Annotated in this window: 12 protein-coding genes; 6 read left to right on the forward strand and 6 right to left on the reverse strand. The window is 70.1% G+C overall.

Features of this window, described 5'->3' with window-relative positions:
• Positions 1 to 103 precede the first annotated feature (103 nt).
• Together ACQPZZ_RS21330 and ACQPZZ_RS21335 are read right to left on the reverse strand one after the other, a co-directional pair.
• Positions 104 to 964, reverse strand: coding sequence for a haloalkane dehalogenase (locus ACQPZZ_RS21330; RefSeq protein WP_432920903.1), 861 nt, complete (start codon positions 962 to 964; stop codon positions 104 to 106).
• A gap of 166 nt (positions 965 to 1,130) precedes the next feature.
• A complete protein-coding gene (locus ACQPZZ_RS21335; protein WP_432920906.1) occupies positions 1,131 to 1,946 on the reverse strand; it encodes an NAD(P)H-binding protein in 816 nt (271 codons plus the stop codon).
• 518 nt (positions 1,947 to 2,464) lie between these two features.
• Between ACQPZZ_RS21335 and ACQPZZ_RS21340 the strand changes: the two genes are divergently transcribed.
• From ACQPZZ_RS21340 to ACQPZZ_RS21365, 6 genes are all read left to right on the forward strand, one after another.
• Positions 2,465 to 3,919 carry a family 43 glycosylhydrolase gene (locus ACQPZZ_RS21340; protein WP_432920909.1) on the forward strand — a complete coding sequence of 485 codons (1,455 nt, stop codon included), beginning with the start codon at positions 2,465 to 2,467 and terminating at the stop codon, positions 3,917 to 3,919.
• Between the two features lie 176 nt (positions 3,920 to 4,095).
• Positions 4,096 to 5,037 carry a carbohydrate ABC transporter permease gene (locus ACQPZZ_RS21345; protein ID WP_432920912.1) on the forward strand — a complete coding sequence of 314 codons (942 nt, stop codon included), beginning with the start codon at positions 4,096 to 4,098 and terminating at the stop codon, positions 5,035 to 5,037.
• Between the two features lie 24 nt (positions 5,038 to 5,061).
• Complete coding sequence (locus tag ACQPZZ_RS21350) at positions 5,062 to 5,886, forward strand: carbohydrate ABC transporter permease (protein WP_363647690.1); 825 nt, start codon at positions 5,062 to 5,064, stop codon at positions 5,884 to 5,886.
• A 31-nt stretch (positions 5,887 to 5,917) separates the two neighbouring features.
• Positions 5,918 to 7,255, forward strand: a complete 1,338-nt coding sequence (locus ACQPZZ_RS21355) for an ABC transporter substrate-binding protein (protein ID WP_363647692.1) — start codon at positions 5,918 to 5,920, stop codon at positions 7,253 to 7,255.
• Between the two features lie 10 nt (positions 7,256 to 7,265).
• Positions 7,266 to 8,312, forward strand: a complete 1,047-nt coding sequence (locus ACQPZZ_RS21360) for a LacI family DNA-binding transcriptional regulator (protein ID WP_363647694.1) — start codon at positions 7,266 to 7,268, stop codon at positions 8,310 to 8,312.
• Positions 8,313 to 8,402: 90 nt separating this feature from the next.
• Complete coding sequence (locus ACQPZZ_RS21365; protein ID WP_432920917.1) at positions 8,403 to 10,475, forward strand: alpha-galactosidase; 2,073 nt, start codon at positions 8,403 to 8,405, stop codon at positions 10,473 to 10,475.
• Positions 10,476 to 10,547: 72 nt separating this feature from the next.
• Here the strand turns inward: ACQPZZ_RS21365 and ACQPZZ_RS21370 are convergent, their stop codons facing one another.
• The 4 genes from ACQPZZ_RS21370 to ACQPZZ_RS21385 all read right to left on the reverse strand — a co-directional run bounded on the left by ACQPZZ_RS21370 (position 10,548) and on the right by ACQPZZ_RS21385 (position 17,652).
• Complete coding sequence (locus tag ACQPZZ_RS21370; RefSeq protein ID WP_432920920.1) at positions 10,548 to 12,248, reverse strand: lectin; 1,701 nt, start codon at positions 12,246 to 12,248, stop codon at positions 10,548 to 10,550.
• Between the two features lie 406 nt (positions 12,249 to 12,654).
• Positions 12,655 to 15,603, reverse strand: a complete 2,949-nt coding sequence (locus ACQPZZ_RS21375) for a LamG-like jellyroll fold domain-containing protein (protein ID WP_432920923.1) — start codon at positions 15,601 to 15,603, stop codon at positions 12,655 to 12,657.
• A gap of 250 nt (positions 15,604 to 15,853) precedes the next feature.
• Positions 15,854 to 16,675, reverse strand: coding sequence for a carbohydrate ABC transporter permease (locus tag ACQPZZ_RS21380; protein ID WP_432920926.1), 822 nt, complete (start codon positions 16,673 to 16,675; stop codon positions 15,854 to 15,856).
• The gene (locus ACQPZZ_RS21385) at positions 16,672 to 17,652 is read right to left on the reverse strand and encodes a carbohydrate ABC transporter permease (protein ID WP_432920929.1); all 981 of its coding nucleotides are present in this window, start codon (positions 17,650 to 17,652) and stop codon (positions 16,672 to 16,674) included. The genes ACQPZZ_RS21380 and ACQPZZ_RS21385 overlap by 4 nt, the downstream gene beginning before the upstream one ends.
• Positions 17,653 to 17,681: the final 29 nt, after the last annotated feature.

Raw genomic sequence — 17,681 nt, forward strand, 5'->3', positions numbered from 1 at the left:
CCCGGCGTCCACGGGCGATCTCGCTCCCGCTCCCCGGCGCGGGCGCGGGGCCCGGGGCCGGGCCGGGACGGCCTTGTCGTCCGCCGGCGCGGCGTCCGAGACGTCAGCGGAGCCCGTGCGCCTTCACCCAGTCCGCGACGGCCGCGGCGATCAGCTCCGGGTGGTCTTCGGGCGTGTGGTGCCCCGCGACCTCGTCGTACCGCCGGATCTCGAGGCCGGCCATGGTGGCCGCACACCAGTCGATCATGTCCTGGTGCATCATCGCGCCGGGCCCGGACGCGAAGGCGATCAGCAGCTTCGGCACCTCCGGGCCGGCGGCCGACCACGCGCCGTACGCCTCCACGCGGGCCACCACATCGGCGGGCTCACCGCCGAGCGGCATCGAGCGCGCCCACCGCAGCAGCGGCAGGCGGCTCTCCCTGGTCGGGTACGGCTTGCGGTAGACGGCCAGGTCGCTTTGGTCCATGGGGGTGGCGACGGTGCCCGGCAGCACCTGGTCGATGAAGGCGTTGTCGTCCAGGATCATCTTCTCGCCGACGCCCTCGGTCTTGATCGCCGCGAAAAGCCCCCGGCCGCCTTCGGGGAACTCCTCCCAGGTCATCGGCTTGACGATGGTCTCGGTGAAGGCGATCCCCCGCACCCGGTCCGGGTGACGGGCGGCCCAGTCGAAGGCCAGTGCGCCGCCCCAGTCATGGCCGACGAGGACCACGTCGTGCAGGCCGAGGGCGTCGAACCAGGCGTCCAGATAGCGGGCGTGATCCGCGAAGGTGTAGGCGATGTCGGGCTTGCCGGATTCGCCCATGCCGATGAGGTCGGGGGCCAGGAGGCGGCCCTCGCCGATCGCGGGGATGACGTGCCGCCACAGGTGGGACGAGGTGGGGTTGCCGTGGAGGAACACCATCGGCGCCCCTGAGCCGGTGTCGCGGTAGTGGATGGTGGAGCCGAGAACGTGCTGAACGGGCATGACGGGTCCTTTCCGAGGTGGAGCTTCGTGATTCGGCCGGCCGTGATCTCAACGACGACGCGGACGGCCGGGTTGGGCGGGGCGACGCCGCGGCATCCGGAGTGGCATCCGGAGTGCCGGGCCGGGGCCGCCACCGGCGCTCCGGCCGGGAACGCCTCGATCGGGCTCATCGGAAGGCGGCGACGTTGCGGACCGCCCAGTCCGCGAAGGACCGGGGAGCACGGCCGAGGACCCGCTCGACGTCCGGGCTGACCCTCTGCTCGGCGGCCAGCGGCTCCCCCAGGATGGCGAGCGTCCCTTCGGCCACCCGCTCGGGCATGAAGCCCAGCATCTGCGCCCGGGCCTCCTCCCGGGTCTGCTCGGCGAAGCGCACCGGCTCGCCCAGCGCCGCGCCGATCGCCGCCGCGCGTTCCCGCGGCGTGGTCGGTGCGGGACCGGTCAGTTCGTAGACGCGGCCGGTGTGCCCGTCCTCGCGCAGGACGGCCGCGGCGACCTCGGCGATGTCGGCCGGGTCGACGGTCGGCAGGCCGATGTCGCCGAACGGGGCGGCGGCGGTACGGCCACCGCGGATGGACTCGGCCCAGGCGTAGGCGTTGGAGTGGAAGCCGCCGGGCCGCAGGATCGTCCACTCCAGCCCGGACCGGCGCACCGCGTCCTCGAAGGCGGCCGGGTGGCGGTAGAACTCCGGCCTGGTCCCCGCCCCCTGCGAGGAGAGCAGGACGACCCGCCGGATCCCGCCGGCCCGGGCGGCCTCGACGACCGCCTGCGGGGCCTCGCCGGCCACCAGCAGGAACAGCGCGTCCGCTCCGTCGAAGGCCTCCTTCAGCCCGGCCGGGTCGCCGAGGTCGGCCCGCACCTGCCGTACGCCCTGCGGCGGTTCGGTGTCCCGCCGGGAGACGGCGGTCACCCGCTCACCCGCGGCGGCGAGCAGCGCGACCAACCGGCCTCCGACGTTCCCGATGGCACCCGTCACAACGATCATGATTCGCTTCCCTCAAAGTGAGTTAGCTGACTAACTAAGGAGAACCCTAGCGGCTTGTGAGCCCGCTTGTCGACTCCCAGTCAGCCGGCCGACTCACAGGGTGGAAGACATGGCGGCCCCCTCAGCGGGTTGCGTATGAGGGCAGGGGGAACATCGGGCTGTTAGCGCGAACACGCCGTCGCGGCCGAGACGGAGGTGAAAATTTCACCGTTCCCTCACCGGAGCCGCCCGGCGGAGGCGGGCACGGGCCGCGACGCCTCTCCGGCACGCCGAAGCAGGGCAGACGCACGGAGGCCTGCCTGCCTACCGGGGGCTTCGCGCGCGTTCACCCCCGCCCCCTCCACGGCCGGGCGAGCCGGCGGCGGTCGGCGGGTCCTTGACGACCCGGGATGCGCCGCCGACACTGAGCGGCGATTCCCCGGTGAACGACAGCCCGTGTGGAGGCGCTCCCACACCGATGCTGTTAACGCTCACATTGCCCCGCACAGCCGTCCGTCCCCGACGAGAGGCACCCTCCGATGGACACCTCCGTACGCTCTCCCGCGTGGCCGCGCCGCGGCCTCGCCCTGGCGATCCTGGCGCTGCTCGCGATCTGCCCGTCCCTCGTGACGGCCGGCCCGGCCGGCGCGGCGACCATCGACACGAGCGCGTCGTACGTCCTGGTCAACCGCAACAGCGGCAAGGCGCTGGACGTCTACAACAAGGCCACCGGCGACAACGCGCCCCTGGACCAGTGGACGCGCAACGACGGCGCCTGGCAGCAGTGGCAGTTCGTCGACTCCGGCGGCGGCTACTACCGTCTCAGGTCCCGCCACAGCGGCAAGGTCGTCGACATCTCCGGCCGCTCCACCGCCGACGGCGCCGACGTCATCCAGTACGTCGACAAGAACGCCGCCAACCAGCAGTTCCGGGTCGCCGACACCGACAGCGGGTACGTCAAGCTGATCAACCGCAACAGCGGCAAGGCCCTCGAAGTCTGGGAATGGTCCACCGCGGACGGCGGCCGCGTCTCCCAGTACACCGACCTCGGCGGCGCCAACCAGCAGTGGCAGCTCGTCAAGATCGGTGGAGGGACGAGCACGCCGCCGCCCTCCTATCCGAACCCCGGCGTCGTGAACGGCGACGCCAGCGTCCACGACCCCGAGGTGACCAAGAAGCCGGACGGCACCTACCTGCTCGCCTACACCGGCGACGGCGTCCAGCTCAAGACCTCGGCCGACCGGACCACCTGGCGCAACGCGGGCGCGGCGTTCCCCGGCGGCGTGTCCTGGGCGTACGGGTACACCAACGGGAGCAACACCCTGTGGGCGCCGGACATCACCTACGTCAACGGCAAGTACTACATGTACTACGCGGCCTCGACCTTCGGCTCGAACCACTCGGGCATCTTCCTGGCCACCAGCACGACCGGGGCGTCGGGGTCGTGGACCAACCAGGGACTGGTCATCGAGTCGAACACCTCCGACAACTGGAACGCCATCGACCCCAACCTCGTCATCGACGACCAGGGTGGCTGGTGGCTCGACTTCGGCTCGTTCTGGTCCGGCATCAAGATGGTCCAGCTGGACCCGGCCACCGGCAAGCGGGCCAACGGCACGATCCTCGGCATCTCGGGCCGCAACGGCGGCGCGACCGAGGCGCCGTTCATCTATCGGCACGGCGGCTACTACTACCAGTTCGTGTCGTTCGACCTGTGCTGCAAGGGCGCGTCCAGCACGTATCGCATCATGGTGGGCCGCTCCGCCTCGGTCACCGGCCCGTACGTCGACAGGAACGGGACGGCGATGACCTCGGGAGGCGGCACGCAGGTGCTGGCCGGGCACGGGAGCATCCACGGCCCCGGCCACCAGGCCGTCCTGGCCGACAACGACGGCGACGTGCTCTTCTACCACTGGTACGCCGACGACGGCTCCTCGCGCCTCGGCATCAACAAGCTCGGCTGGGACGGCGCCGGCTGGCCCTACGTCTACTGAACCGCGTCGTCTACTGAACCACGTCCCCGTCCTTCCTTCCCCCGCCCGGGAGTGGCGTCCCCGCCGCTCCCGGGCGATTCCTTTCCCCGAACGCTTGACGACCGCGATGTTATCGGTAACTCTTCTCTGCATCACCTGAGCCCTCCGGATACCCGAGTGGCACGTGGAGAACGAATGTGACCGATAACATTACCTCCGTACACGCCGTGCGGGGACACCGCCGGGAGGAGCGCCGGCTCGCCACGCGCGTCCGCGCCGTCGCCGAGGCCTACGCCCTGCTCGCGCCGAGCCTCGCCGGCTTCCTGCTCTTCCTGGTAGCGCCCATCTTCGGCGTGGCGGCGCTGAGCCTGTTCGACTGGAACCTGATGGGCGCGCCCTCGTTCGTCGGGCTGGACAACTACCGCGAGCTCGCCGCCGACCCCGAGGTCTGGCGGGCCGTGCTCAACACGATCTACTACGTGGTGCTCAACATCCCGGCGCAGACCGTGCTGGCGCTGCTGCTGGCGCTGGCGCTGAACCGGCGGATGCGCGGCGGCAAGGTGCTCCGGGTGGTCTTCGTGCTGCCCTGGATGGCCATGCCGGTGGCGCTCGGCATCATCTGGTCCTGGGTGTTCGACCCGAGACACGGCGTGGTCAACCAGATGCTGGGCCTGGTGGGGATCGACGGCCCGAACTGGCTCACCGACCCCGCGTGGGCCATGCCGGTGATCGCCTCGGTGAACGTCTGGCAGTACACGGGCTACACGATGCTGATCCTGCTGGCCGGGCTGCAGGCGATTCCGCACACCCTGTACGAGGCCGCGGCGATCGACGGCACCACGCCGGTGCAGCGGTTCTTCATGATCACCCTGCCGCTGCTGCGGCCGTCGCTGTTCTTCGTGCTGGTGACGAACACGATCGGGTCGTTCCAGATCTTCGACACGGTCTTCGTGATGACCCAGGGCGGCCCGGGCGGCGCGACCGACGTGCTCAACTTCCACATATACCAGCAGGGCTTCCAGCTCTTCCGGTCCGGCTACGCCTCGGCGCTGGCGATGGTGCTGTTCGCGCTGATCCTGCTGGTCACCGCGGCGCAGTTCCTCTATTTCCGCAAGCGCACCGTCTACGACTTCTCCTGAGGACCCCCGCATGAAGAGGACCCGATGAAGAAGATCCCCATCAAGAGGATCGCTCTGTATCTCGCGCTCTTCGCGGGCGCCGTGGTCTCGGTCGCGCCCTACCTGATGACGCTGAACTCGGCGTTCAAGGAACCCTCCCAGGTGCTGACCACCCCCGCCTGGGAGCCCGCCTTCCCCGTCACGCTCGAGAACTTCGCCCAGGTCTGGTCGCAGTACGACATGGCCGGCTTCCTGCTGCACTCGCTGGTCTACGCCGGGGTCGTCACGGCCGGCCAGGTCGTCTTCAGCACGATGGCCGCCTACGCCTTCGGCAGGATGTCGTTCCCCGGCCGCGACGCGCTGTTCTGGGGCTACCTCGCGACGATGATGGTGCCGCAGATCGTCACCCTGGTCCCGCTCTTCCTGATCATGCGGGAGTTCGGGCTGATCGACACCTATCTCGGGCTGATCCTGCCCACCGCGTTCGGCACGCCGTACGGGATCTTCCTGGTGCGGCAGTACTTCCGCACGATCCCCAAGGACCTGGAGTCGGCCGCGCGCATCGACGGCGCGGGCACGCTGACCGTGCTCGTCCGGGTGCTGCTCCCGCTGAGCCGGCCGATCCTGGCCACCCTCGCCACCATCACGTTCATCACGACCTGGAACACGCTGCTGTGGCCGCTGATCGTCACCAACGGCGACGCGACCCGGGTGGTCACGCTCGGCATCTCGGCGCTGAAGGGCCAGTACTCCTCCCAGTACCACCTGATCCTGGCGGCCGCCGCCCTCGCGCTGCTGCCGCTCGTCGTGATCTTCCTGCTGTTCCAGCGGCACATCGTCCGTTCGATCGCCCTCACCGGGCTGAAATAACCACCCCCCGAGGAGAGAAGGACATACACATATGACCGGAAAAATCGCCTTATCGGCTGTCGTGGCGGCGGCCCTGCTGTCCCTCGCCGCCTGCGGCGGCGGAGACGACCCGGACGCGACCGGCGGCGCCGTCACCCTCCGGTACGCCATGTGGGACGAGGTGCAGAAGCCGCCGATCGAGCAGTCGATCCGGGAGTTCGAGAAGGCCCACCCGAACATCAAGGTGCAGATCGAGCTGAACAACTGGAACGACTACTGGAGCAAGCTCCAGACGCAGCTCGCCGGGCGTTCGGGTCCCGACGTGTTCTGGGACCACGTCTCCTACTTCCCCAAGTTCAGCAAGGAGGGCGTGCTCACCGACCTGGCGCCGCTCATCGCGCGGGACAAGGTGGACACCTCGGTCTACGACTCCAAGCTCGCCGAGGGCTGGAAGGTCGACGGCAAGGTCTACGGCCTGCCCAAGGACTGGGACACCATCGGGCTCTTCTACAGCACCAAGGCCCTCAAGGAGGCCGGGCTCACCCCCGCCGACCTCGACGGCCTCACCTGGAACCCCTCCGACGGCGGCACCTTCGTCAAGACGCTGCAGAAACTGACGGTCGACGAGAACGGCAAGCACGCCGGTGAGGCCGGCTTCGACCCCAAGAAGGTCAAGCAGTACGGCCTGGCCATGCAGGCGCCCACCGGCCAGCAGGACTGGTGGAACTTCGCCCTGCAGAACGGCTGCGCGCTCCAGGACAAGCCGTGGGGCCGGTGGACCATCGACCAGCCGGCCTGCGTGCAGGCCATCCAGTTCGTCCAGGACCTGCGGCTGAAGTATCACGTCGCGGTGCCGGCCACGGTCACCAACCCGCCCAACGGCCCGTCCCTCGACCAGGTCGTCGGCCGCGGCGAGGCGGCCACGGCGATGGACGGAAGCTGGATGCTGCGCGCCTTCGACACCGCGCTGCCGGGCGGCGGATTCGGCGTCGCCGACCTCCCCGCGGGTCCGGTCGGCAAGGGCAGCGTCTACAACGGCCTGACCGAGGCGGTCTACGCCGGCACCAAGCATCCGAAGGAAGCGTGGGAGCTGCTCAAGTGGCTGACGTCCGAACGCCACCAGAAGGCCGTCGCCCAGGCGGGCGCCGTCTGGCCGGGCATCCCCTCACTCAACGACGTCTTCGCCGACGCGTGGAAGGCCAAGGGCGTCGACGTCACCGGCTTCAAGAAGGCGGCCGAGGGCACCACGATGGGCTACCCGCTGACCGAGGCGGCCGACGTCTACAACGTGAAGGCGCTCGACATCTTCAACCAGGTCTGGCTGGGCCAGCTGTCGCCGCAGGACGCCGCCCAGAAGATCACCACCGAGGCCAACGCCGCCATCAAGTAAGGTCTGATTCGTGGAAGTTACCGGTCACATGCCTGCCCAGGACGGCCCCCGCACGCGGTCGGCGAGCATCTGGGACGTCGCCCGGGTGGCCGGTGTCTCCCAGCAGACCGTCAGCCGCGTCATCAACGGCAAGGCCCGGGTCAGCGAGGCGACCCGGGCCAGGGTCCTGGAGGTCATCGCCGAGCTCGGCTACCGGCCCAACCGGCTGGCGCAGGCGCTGGCCGGAGGGCCGGTCCGCTCGGTCACCGTCCTCACCTCCGACACCGCCCTGTACGGCGCCGCCGCCACGCTGCGCGGCATGGAGGAGGCGGCCAGGACGGCCGGGTTCTCCGTGGGCATCAGCGTGCTGGAGCGGGACTCCGCCCAGGCGGACATCGCCCTGCGGCTGAACCGGCCGGGGGAGGCGGTCATGGTGATCGCCTTCGACGACGCGGGCGTGCGCGCGCTGCGGGCGCTGCCCGCGGACGTCCCGGTCGCGGCCGCCGTCGAGCGACGGCCCGACGACGGGCCCGACGACCCCTGGCAGGCCTGGCTGGACGACCGGGCGGCGGCCGCGCACGCGACCCGCTACCTGCTGGGCCTGGGGCATCGGACCGTCCACTACGTGGCCATCCCCTCCTCCACCAGCGTGCTGCCGCAGCGCACCCAGGGCTGGCAGGAGGCGCTGCGCGCGGCGGGCCGTCCGGTGCCCGAGCCGCTGACCGGTGGCTGGAGCCCCCGATCCGGTTACCTCGCCGTGCGCTCCCTGCTCGCGGACCGCTCGGTCACCGCGGTCCTGTGCGGCAACGACGACCTGGCGCTGGGCGTCATGCGGGCCGCCCGCGAGGCTGGGCGGGACATCCCCGGCGACCTCAGTGTGGTCGGCTTCGACGACTCCCCGCCCTCCGCCTATCTCAACCCCTCTCTCACCACGGTCCGGCTCGACTTCGAGGGCCTCGGCCGGGCCTGCTTCGGCCTGCTGCACCGCAGGCTGGACCCGCAGAACGCCCCGGCCGTCCCGGCCTGGAGCGAGCCCGAACTCATCGTGCGGGAGAGCAGCGGCCCCGCTCCCGCCTGACCTCCCGCGTCTCCACAACCCTCCGCCGCGCCCCGCGGCGGAGGGGTCCGGCATGCGTGCCGTCTTCTCCTTCGCCGTCGAAAGGCTGAGATGATCCACCACGACTCCGAACGCCGCCTTTGGGTGCTGTCCGGGCCGTCCTCCTCCTACGTCCTGCATCTCGACGAGGCCGACCGGCCGCGCGTCGTGCACTGGGGGCCCCGGCTCACCCCCGAGCAGGCGGCCTCGCTCCTGCTACGGCTGCCGCGGCCCGGTTTCCGGCCGGTGGAGGACCCGCTGGAGGGCTCCTTCGACCTGGTCGCGACCGGGGGCCTGTGCTACGGGCACGCCGGCCTGCAGGTGCGCTTCGCCGACGGCACCCGCGACCTGGAGCTCGTCTTCACCGGGCAACGCCGCACCGATCGGGAGCTGGTGCTGGCGTACGCCGACCGTCACTATCCGCTGGCCGTGGAGTGCCACTACCGCCTGCGCGGCGACGTGATCGAGCGCCACCTGGTCCTGCGCAACGAGGGCGAGCCCGTCACCGTCGTACGGGCCGACTCCGCCACCTGGGTCCTCCCCCGGCTGAACGGCTACCGGCTCAGCTCCGTACGCGGTCAGTGGGGCGCCGAGACCCGGCTGCACCGCACCGAGCTGCCGTACGGCGAGACCGTCCTGACCAGCCGCAGGGGCGTGACCAGCCACCAGGCCAACCCCTGGGCGATGGTCGACGACGGCACGGCGGGCGAGGAGCACGGCGCGGTCTACTCCTGCGCGCTGGCCTGGAGCGGGAGCTGGCGGCTCACCGCCCAGCGTCTTCCCACCGAGAGGGTGACGCTGTCCGCGGGGTTCGGGCACGACCCCGTGACCTGGGAGCTGGGCACCGGCGAGGAGCTGGTCACCCCCGTGTGCGCGGGCCTGTACACCGAGGGCGGCTTCGGCGCCGCCAGCCGCGCCTGGCACGACCACCAGCTCCGGCACGTCCTGCCGCACCCCGGCGAGATCCGGCCGGTGCTCTACAACTCCTGGGAGGCCACGGGCTTCGACGTCTCCCTCGACGGGCAGATCCGGCTGGCGGAGCTGGCCGCCCGGATGGGCGTGGAGTTGTACGTGGTGGACGACGGCTGGTTCGGCGCCCGCACCCACGACGCCGCCGGGCTCGGCGACTGGCATCCCAGCCCGCACCGCTTCCCGGACGGGCTCGGGCCGCTGATCGACCGGGTGCACGAGCTGGGCATGCGGTTCGGGCTGTGGGTGGAGCCGGAGATGGTCAACCCCGACAGCGACCTCTACCGCGCCCATCCGGACTGGGTGATCCACCGGCCGCACCGGGCGCGCACCGAGCACCGCAACCAGCTCGTGCTCGACCTATCCCGGCCGGAGGTCGGGGACTGGCTGTACCGGACGCTGGACGAGTTGCTCGCCAAGAACGCCATCGACTTCCTCAAGTGGGACATGAACCGTCCTTTCACCGAGGCCGGCCCGGACGAGCGGCTGTGGCTGGGCCACGTCCACACCCTGTACGACGTGCTCGACCGGCTGCGCGCCGCCCACCCGCGGGTGCGGATCGAGTCGTGCAGCAGCGGCGGCGGCCGGGTGGACCTGGGGATCCTGCGGCGTACCGACCAGGTGTGGACCTCCGACAACACCGACGCCCTCGACCGGCTGGACATCCAGCACGGCTTCACCCAGCTCTACCCGGCCCGGGTGATGGGCGCGTGGGTCACCGACAGCCCCAACCCCTACACCGGCCGGGAGATCCCGCTCGACTTCCGCTTTCACGTGGCCATGGCCGGGGTGCTCGCGATCGGCGGAGCCCTGACCGAGTGGAGCGGGGCCGATCTGGACCGGGCGGCCGAGCTGGTGACCGCCTACAAGCGGATCCGCCCGCTGGTCCAGCACGGCCGGCAGCATCGCCTGCTGCCGCCGGGCGGCGAGCTGTCGGCCGTGCAGTACCTCGCCCCCGACGGCGGTGAAACCGCCGTGCTCGTCTACCGCCGCGCCCGCCGGTTCGGGCACGCCGATCCGGGGATCCCGCTGCGCGGCCTCGACCCGGACGCGCGTTACCGCGACGCGGCCACGGGTGAGGTCCACCACGGCGCCGTCCTGCTCACCCACGGCGTGTTCCCCGACCTGGCTCCCGGCGACTATGCCAGCGCCCTGGTGCACCTGGTCCGGGAATAAGCGTGCGGGAATAGGCGCCCGCGAACAGGCGTGCATGGAGGCCGCCGGGGTGCCCGGCGGCCTCCGCGCGTCTCACCTCGGCGTCAGGACCAGCCGGTAGGCGCCGTTGGCGTCCTGGCCGGCGATCGGGATCGTGACGCTGCCGTTGGTGACGGTGTAGGGGTTCGACCACACCCGGGTCGCCGCCGCCACGTTAGTCTTGCGTCCCGAGCCCGGGACGTACTCGAGGGTCGCCGTGACCGAGGCGCCCAGCCCGCCGATCCCGTCGACGCGGATGGTGTTGTTGCCGGCCTGGCCGCCGAAGACCAGGCTGAACGTCCTGCCGTCGTAGGCGGCCACGCCGTCGTTGTTCGTGGTCGGAGTGACCTTGACGACGTTGCCGGTCTGGTCGGCGTACCACTTGTACATCCAGTACGACGCCGTGGGCTGGCCGTTGTACAGCAGGCCGTTGAGCGTGCCGGCCTCATACCAGAACGCCCGCTCGGCGTCGCGCACGCCCTCGCGCTCGAACTGCGCGATGTAGTGGTTGACGCTGCTCGGCACATCGATCTCACCGGTCGTGGCGTACTCGTTGATGGAGATGGGCCGCGGCGAGATGCCGAGCTCTCGCTCCAGCGCCCGGTAGGCCCGGACGTTGGCGCTGACCTGCTGCCATCCGCTCAGCTCGTGCCACGACACGACCTCGGGCAGCGTGTTCGTCGCCTTGGCGTTGGTCAGGAAGGCCCGCATCGCGTTCAGGTTCAGGTAGGAGTAGCTCGGCCCCATGATGGCCTTGTTGGGCTCGCTCTGCCGGATCCGCTGGTAGGTGCGCACCCACCCCTCGTTGAAGGAGACGCCCGACGCCGACGGCCAGGTCCAGTCCGGCTCGTTCCACGGCTCCCAGGCGTCGATGTTGCTGACGCCCGCCGACTTGGCCGCCGCGATCATCTTGTCGATCCGGTTGTACCAGTCGTTCCAGTTGGTCCAGTTGTAGGGGAAGCCGTCGAAGCTGTCGGCCATGTCGACGGTGATCACGGCACCGATGGCCGCGGCGTTCCGCCAGACGTTCAACGTGTCGCCGATCGGGACCGGGGAGCCGTTCGGCCGGTGCTCGTGCAGCGGCGGCGGCTGGCGAAGTTGCTTGAGCTTCAGCGGCTGCATGATCGACACGGGCGGGGTGTTGGCGTCGGACAGTCCGTACAGCGTGCCCGACCCGACGCGGGTGACCGGGCGCACGACGCTGCCCGCGTCGACCACGAGGGCGCTGCCGCCACCGGTCGTGGTGCTCCACTTCTGGTTGCTCTGGCCGTTGCACGTCCACAGGATGACGGCGGTGCCGTTGGTCGTGTTCCCGTGGTCGACGTCCAGGCACAGCCCCGACTGGACTCCGGTGACGGAGCCGTCGGCGTTGTGCCGCCACTTCTGGTTGTTCTGGCCGTTGCAGGACCAGATGATCACCTGGGTGCCGGGCGAGGTCTGGTTGTTGTACGCGTCGACGCACCGGGTGCCGTTCACGGTGCGCAGTTCACCCGCCGAGGTGAACTCGAAGCCCTGGTTGGCCTGGCCGTTGCAGTCCCAGATGTCCAGGATCGTGCCCAGCGTGTCGACGTTGCCCTTCACGTCGAGGCAGCGGCCGGAGGCGGCGCTCACCAGCGGCGCGGGTGCCGCGGACGCCGGTGCCGCCCAGGTGAGCGCGACGGCCGCCAGGGTGACGAGCGCCGCGAGCAGGCCCATGGCGACGGCGCCCGGCGAACGCCGCCGCCCGGCCGCCGGGCGAACGGGTAAGTCGTGCATCGTTCTTCTCCTCGTTGGGGTGGTGGGGCCGGGGTGGGCGGAAGCGACGCTCCCGCCGGAGATCGTGGAAGTCGGCGACGATGTGAGTTATCGGTAACATGAGGGTCTAGAACCTGCCGCCGACGGTGTCAAGCGACATTGCGGACCCGCCCGCCGGCCGGAACCCCGAAATTCGGTTCATCACCCTGCTCCGAGCCGTGTGCCGAAACACGAAAGAGGCCGGGCGAGGCGTGAAAGATTCACGCCCGCCCGGCCTCTTCCTTGACGACTGGAGGTGGGAGCGGTAACACTTCCCCCGTCCGCATCTCACCCGGGCCACCCCCGAGGAGTGCTGATGGGCGCACGGTGACCACACCCGGGCCGGGCGCCTGGAGGACGCCCGGCCCGCGACATCATCGTGTCGGTCTCATCCGATTCGCTTCCAGGGACCGTTCGGGTCGCCCGGCTTCTGGTTGCGGGTCCACCACTTCGCCTGGTAGGCGACGCCCTGGTGTTCCGCCCGGTCGCCGGCGACGAAGATCCGAGACGGCGTCCAGACGGCGGTGCCGTCCGCCGTGGTCACGATCTCCTGCCACGGGCCGTACGGATCGCCGGGGGTCTGGTTCTTCGTCCACCACGAGGCGCGCCAGACGGACCCGTGGTAGGACACCTGGTCACCGGTGTCGTAGACCGTGGTGGCGGCCCAGCCAGGAGGGTTGCCGATGACGATGGAGAGGGTCTGCTCGGTGGTCAGCCCGTTCGCGCCGACCGCGTCGATCTTGAGTTGGTAGGTGCCGTTCGGATAGGCGGTGGTGTCGACGACGAGGGTGGGGTGGAGCCCGTCGTTGTGGCTGCCGGGCGCCTTGGTGTTGTCGGTCAGCCAGACGCCGCCGCGGTTGAGCTCGATGTAGGTGTAGGACACGTCGGACGCCGTGCCGCCGAGGTCGACGGTGAAGGTCGCGGTGCCGGAGACCGTGGCGCCGTCGGCCACCGACACGCCCTTGATCGTCAGGTAGGGCGTGAGGGTCCAGAAGTGGTCGGGGACGGCGGCCTCACCCGTCGCGGGCGCCGGGCTGGCGACGAGGGTCGCGGTGCGTCCGTTGCCCGACGAGTCCGCGACGGCCGTGCCTCCGGTCTCGTCGAACGTGTAGCGCAGGACGTCTCCCGCGCCGGCCTGCCCGGTCGCGAGGGCGGACACCTCGGACGCGGTCAGCGCGCGGCTGTAGACATTGAAGTCGTCCACCGCGGCGGCCAGGTACGGGTCACCCCCGTACTGCGAGCGGCCGATCCAGTTCTGGGTGGTGCTGCCGAGGCTGGACGGGTGCAGGGTGAGGTTGGCGTTGGTGCCCACGACCTTGTCGTTGACGTAGAGGGTGCCGGTGGTGCCGGACACGGTCACCGTCACCAGCGACCAGGTGTTGAGCGGGAGCGACGTGGTGGAGCTGATCAGCTGCTCTCCGCCGGCGCCGCCGGTCGTGATCGCGAACCGGAGCCCGGCGCCATTGGTGAGCGTCAGGAACATGTAGTTCGACGCGCCGGTGCCGAAGTCGAACACGCGCGACCATGTGGAGTTCTTCGTGGGGTTGACCCACGTCGAGACCGTGAAGTCGCCCGTCACGCCGCTCACCGCGCCGCGCGGCACGTTGACGTACTGGCTGGCTCCGGACAGCGCGACGGCCTTGCCGAGTTTGCCGGCCACCCGGGTGCCGCCGATGCCGGAGGAGGTGACGGTGGTGTCACTCCACTGCACGACCTGGGCGCCCGGGTCCTTGCTCATGCCGTCGACGGCGAGCACGAGACCGGTGTCGTAGTTCACCAGCTGGCTGTGGCCCTTCCCGTCGGGGACCACCTGCCAGAGCTGGGTGTTGCCGCCGGTGTCGGTCTCCACCACGGCGGAGGCGCCGTTGCCGGACGAGGCGTCCTTCACCCCGAGCACCAGGCCACTGGCCGCGTTGACCACCTTGTGCAGGCCGGAGCCGGTGGAGACCAGCTTCCATCGCTGCGTGGCGCCGCCCGCGGCGGCGGCCTGGTTCACGAGGGTGCCGGCCGACGTGCCCGCGTCATGGGTGTCGAGCGCGAGCCCGCTGTTGAGATTGGTGATCCGATAGGTGCTTTCGAGGTCGGTCGCCGCACCGGCGCCGCTGATCACCAGGTGGTAGGCGTCGGCGGAGCTCATCGCCACCGGCACGGTGATGGAGCCGTCGCTCACCTGGTAGACGGTGTCGGAGATGGTGATCGGGCCGGCGACGGGGTTGGTGCGCCCGTACGACGGGGTGTACTCGAGCCTGGCGTGGACGGTGCCGCCCAGGTCGAGCTTGTCCAGCCCGTCGACCTTGACGGCGGTGGCACCGCTGCCGCCGCCGAAGACCACGCTGACCTGCTTCTTGTCGGTGGGCACGGCGGCGGCGCCGTCGAGGCCGGTCGTGGCGTTGGGCGGGGTGGTGGTGACCATGTCGCCGCTCATGTCGGCGTACCACTTGTAGAGCCAGTAGGCGCCGTTCGGCTTCCCGCCGGTGCCGGTCAGCAGGTCGCCGAGCGCGCCGTAGCCGTTCCAGAACGCGAGCTCGGCATCGTGGATGCCGTAACGCTCGAACTTCGCGATGTACCCCACCAGGGCGCCCGGGATGCCGACCTCGGAGGGCGCCGCGTACTCCTCGATCGAGATCGGGCGGGGGCTGATGCCGAGGTCCTTCATGATGGCGTTGACCTTGGCGAGGTCACTTACGATCTTGCCCGAGTTGATCAGTTCGTGCCAGGCGAGGATGTCGGGGACCGTGTCGGTCGCGACCGCGTTCCTCAGGAACTTCTCCATGTCGGTGATGTTGTCGGAGAAGCTCGGGCCCTGGATCGGCGTGGTCGGGTCGAGCGATCGCACCTGACGGAAGGTCTTCGTCCAGAAGTCCTCGTAGGTGCCGTTGGACGCGAGCCAGGTGTTGTCCGACTCGTTCCACAGCTCCCACGCCGCCATGTTCGTCGCTCCGGACGCCTGGACGGCCTTGACCTGCTGCTCCACCACGCCCGGCCAGGTGTCCCAGCTGAACCTGTACGGCCAGCCCGCGTAGTAGTCCGACAGGCGGTTCACGACCTTCGCGCCCGCTCTGGCCGCCTTGTCGGCGACCACCAGCACGTCGCCCTTCGCCTGCTGCTTGCCGCCCACGGCCATCTGGACGAACGTGTTCGGCTTGATGGCCTTGACCAGGTCGTCGGAGGGCGTCGCGTCGTCGGCGAGGCCGTACAACGACCCCGTCGCGACATGCGTGACCGGCCGGAAAGGCTGGTCGGCCTTCACCACGAGCGTGGCCGCAGGGGCCGGCGCCGCGGACGCGGGCGAGGTGGAGAGGACGGCTCCCGTGGCCGCGATCGTGAGCGCGGCCACCAGAAGCGCTGCGTGGCGGGATGCGCCCCGGAAGCGGCCGAGGCCACGGCGCGGGGCTGAAGCACCTCCCGAGGAGGGTGCCGTTCGGGACATGGGTGCTGCTCCTTTGCGTTGCGTGAACGAGGGGGCGTTCACATCCGTTGTGCGTCGGCTCGAAGGGCTTCCGGCGGGGCCGCCAGGCCTATGTGAGCGCTAACATTTCGATCGAGCCGTGGGTGACGGCGCGTTCGCGGGGGTGCGGGAAGAGTCGTCAGTCTTTGACGGCGCCGGCGGTGACGCCCGCGGCGACGTAGCGCTGGGCGACGATCAGGAGGACGGTGGCCGGGATGGAGGCGACCACGGCGGTGGCCATGATGGCGTTCCACTGCTGGTTGTTGTTGCCGATGTAGTGATAGATGCCGAGCGTGATCGGCTGGTGGCCGCCGCCCTGGTCGAGGGTGGAGGCGAAGACGAAGTCCGACCAGGCCCACAGGAACGCGAACAGCGACACCGTGATGACCGCGTTGCGGGAGACCGGCAGCACGATCGAGACGAACGTGCGCAACGCGCCCGCGCCGTCCACCCTCGCCGCCTGCATGAGCTCCTCGGGGATGCCGGACATGAACGCCGTCAGGATCAGCACGGCGAACGGCACCGCCAGCGTGGAGTCGGCCACGATCAGCCCCGGCACCGTGTTCAGCACACCGGTGGAGAGGAAAATCGCGTAGAAGCCCATCGCCATGATCACACCGGGGATCATCTGCGCGATCAGCAGCACGAAGCTCAGCACGCCGCCGCCACGCGGCCGCAGCTTGGCCAGCGAGTACGCCGCCGGCGCCGCGATCACCAGCGTGAGGGCCACCGTGCCCAGCCCGACGACCAGGCTGACCCCGAGGAACGGCAACTGCTGCTCCAGCACCGCCCGGTAGCCCTCGAGCGTCCCGTGCACCGGAAACCAGTACGGCGGCGACTTGCGCATGTCCTGGTCACGCGTGAACGACACATTGATCATCCAGTAGACCGGGAACAGCATGAACGCGGTGAACACCACACCCAGGCCGGTCCGCCACCAGGTGCGCCGAATCTGCGTCATGCCGCCCCCTGCCGTCGCTGCACGCGGATGTAGACGAGCCCGAAGACCAGCGCCATGAGGATCAGCAGGTTGCCCACCGCCGCGCCGGGCCCGAACGAGGGCAGCAGGTTGCCGAAACCCAGCCGGTAGGACCAGGTGGCCAGCGTCGTGGACGCGTCACTCGGCCCGCCCTTCGTCATGATCCAGATGATGTCGAACACCTTCAACGTGTAGACCAGCCCCAGCAGCAGCGTGATCGCCGACACCGGACGCAGCAACGGGAACGTCACCCGCCAGAACCGCTGCCAGCCACCCGCCCCGTCCAGCGCCGCCGCCTCGTACACGGCCGAAGGGATCGCCTGCAGCCCGCTGTAGAGCACGACCAAATTGAACGGAATCCCGATCCAGATGTTCGCGATGATCACCGACCACAGCGACCACTCCGGCGACGTCAGCCAGTTCACCGGGCCGACGCCGACCCAGCCCAGGGCCGCGTTGACCACACCCGACTCGCTGTTGAGCATCCACGACCACGTCGAGGACGACACGATCAACGGCAGCAGCCACGGCACCAGGAACAACGCGCGCAACGTCGCCGACAGCCGGAAGTTCCGGCTGAAGAACACCGCCAGCGCCAGCCCGATCGTGAACTGGAAGGCCAGCGACACCACCGTGAACACCACCGTGTGCCACAACGCCGGCCCGAACGTCGCATCGGCGAACACCTTGGCGTAGTTGGCGAACCCGGCGAACGGCGCATCCCCCTGCACGAACGACCGCACCGTGTAGTTCCGCAGACTCAAATCCACGTTCCGATACAACGGATAGGCGTAGAACACCAGCAGATAGACGACGACGGGGGCGAGGAACGCCCACGCCGCCCACTGTCCCGATCGCCGTACGGGTGCGCGGCGGCCGCCCGCGGCCTGCGGCGCCGGGTCCCGTCCTCGCCGGTTCTCCCCCGTCGGCGGGGCCGGCGTCTGTGTTGCGTGTTTCATGCTTTCCTCACGACCGATTCACGACCAGG

This window comes from Microbispora sp. CA-135349 (assembly GCF_050947365.1).
Classification (GTDB): domain Bacteria; phylum Actinomycetota; class Actinomycetes; order Streptosporangiales; family Streptosporangiaceae; genus Microbispora.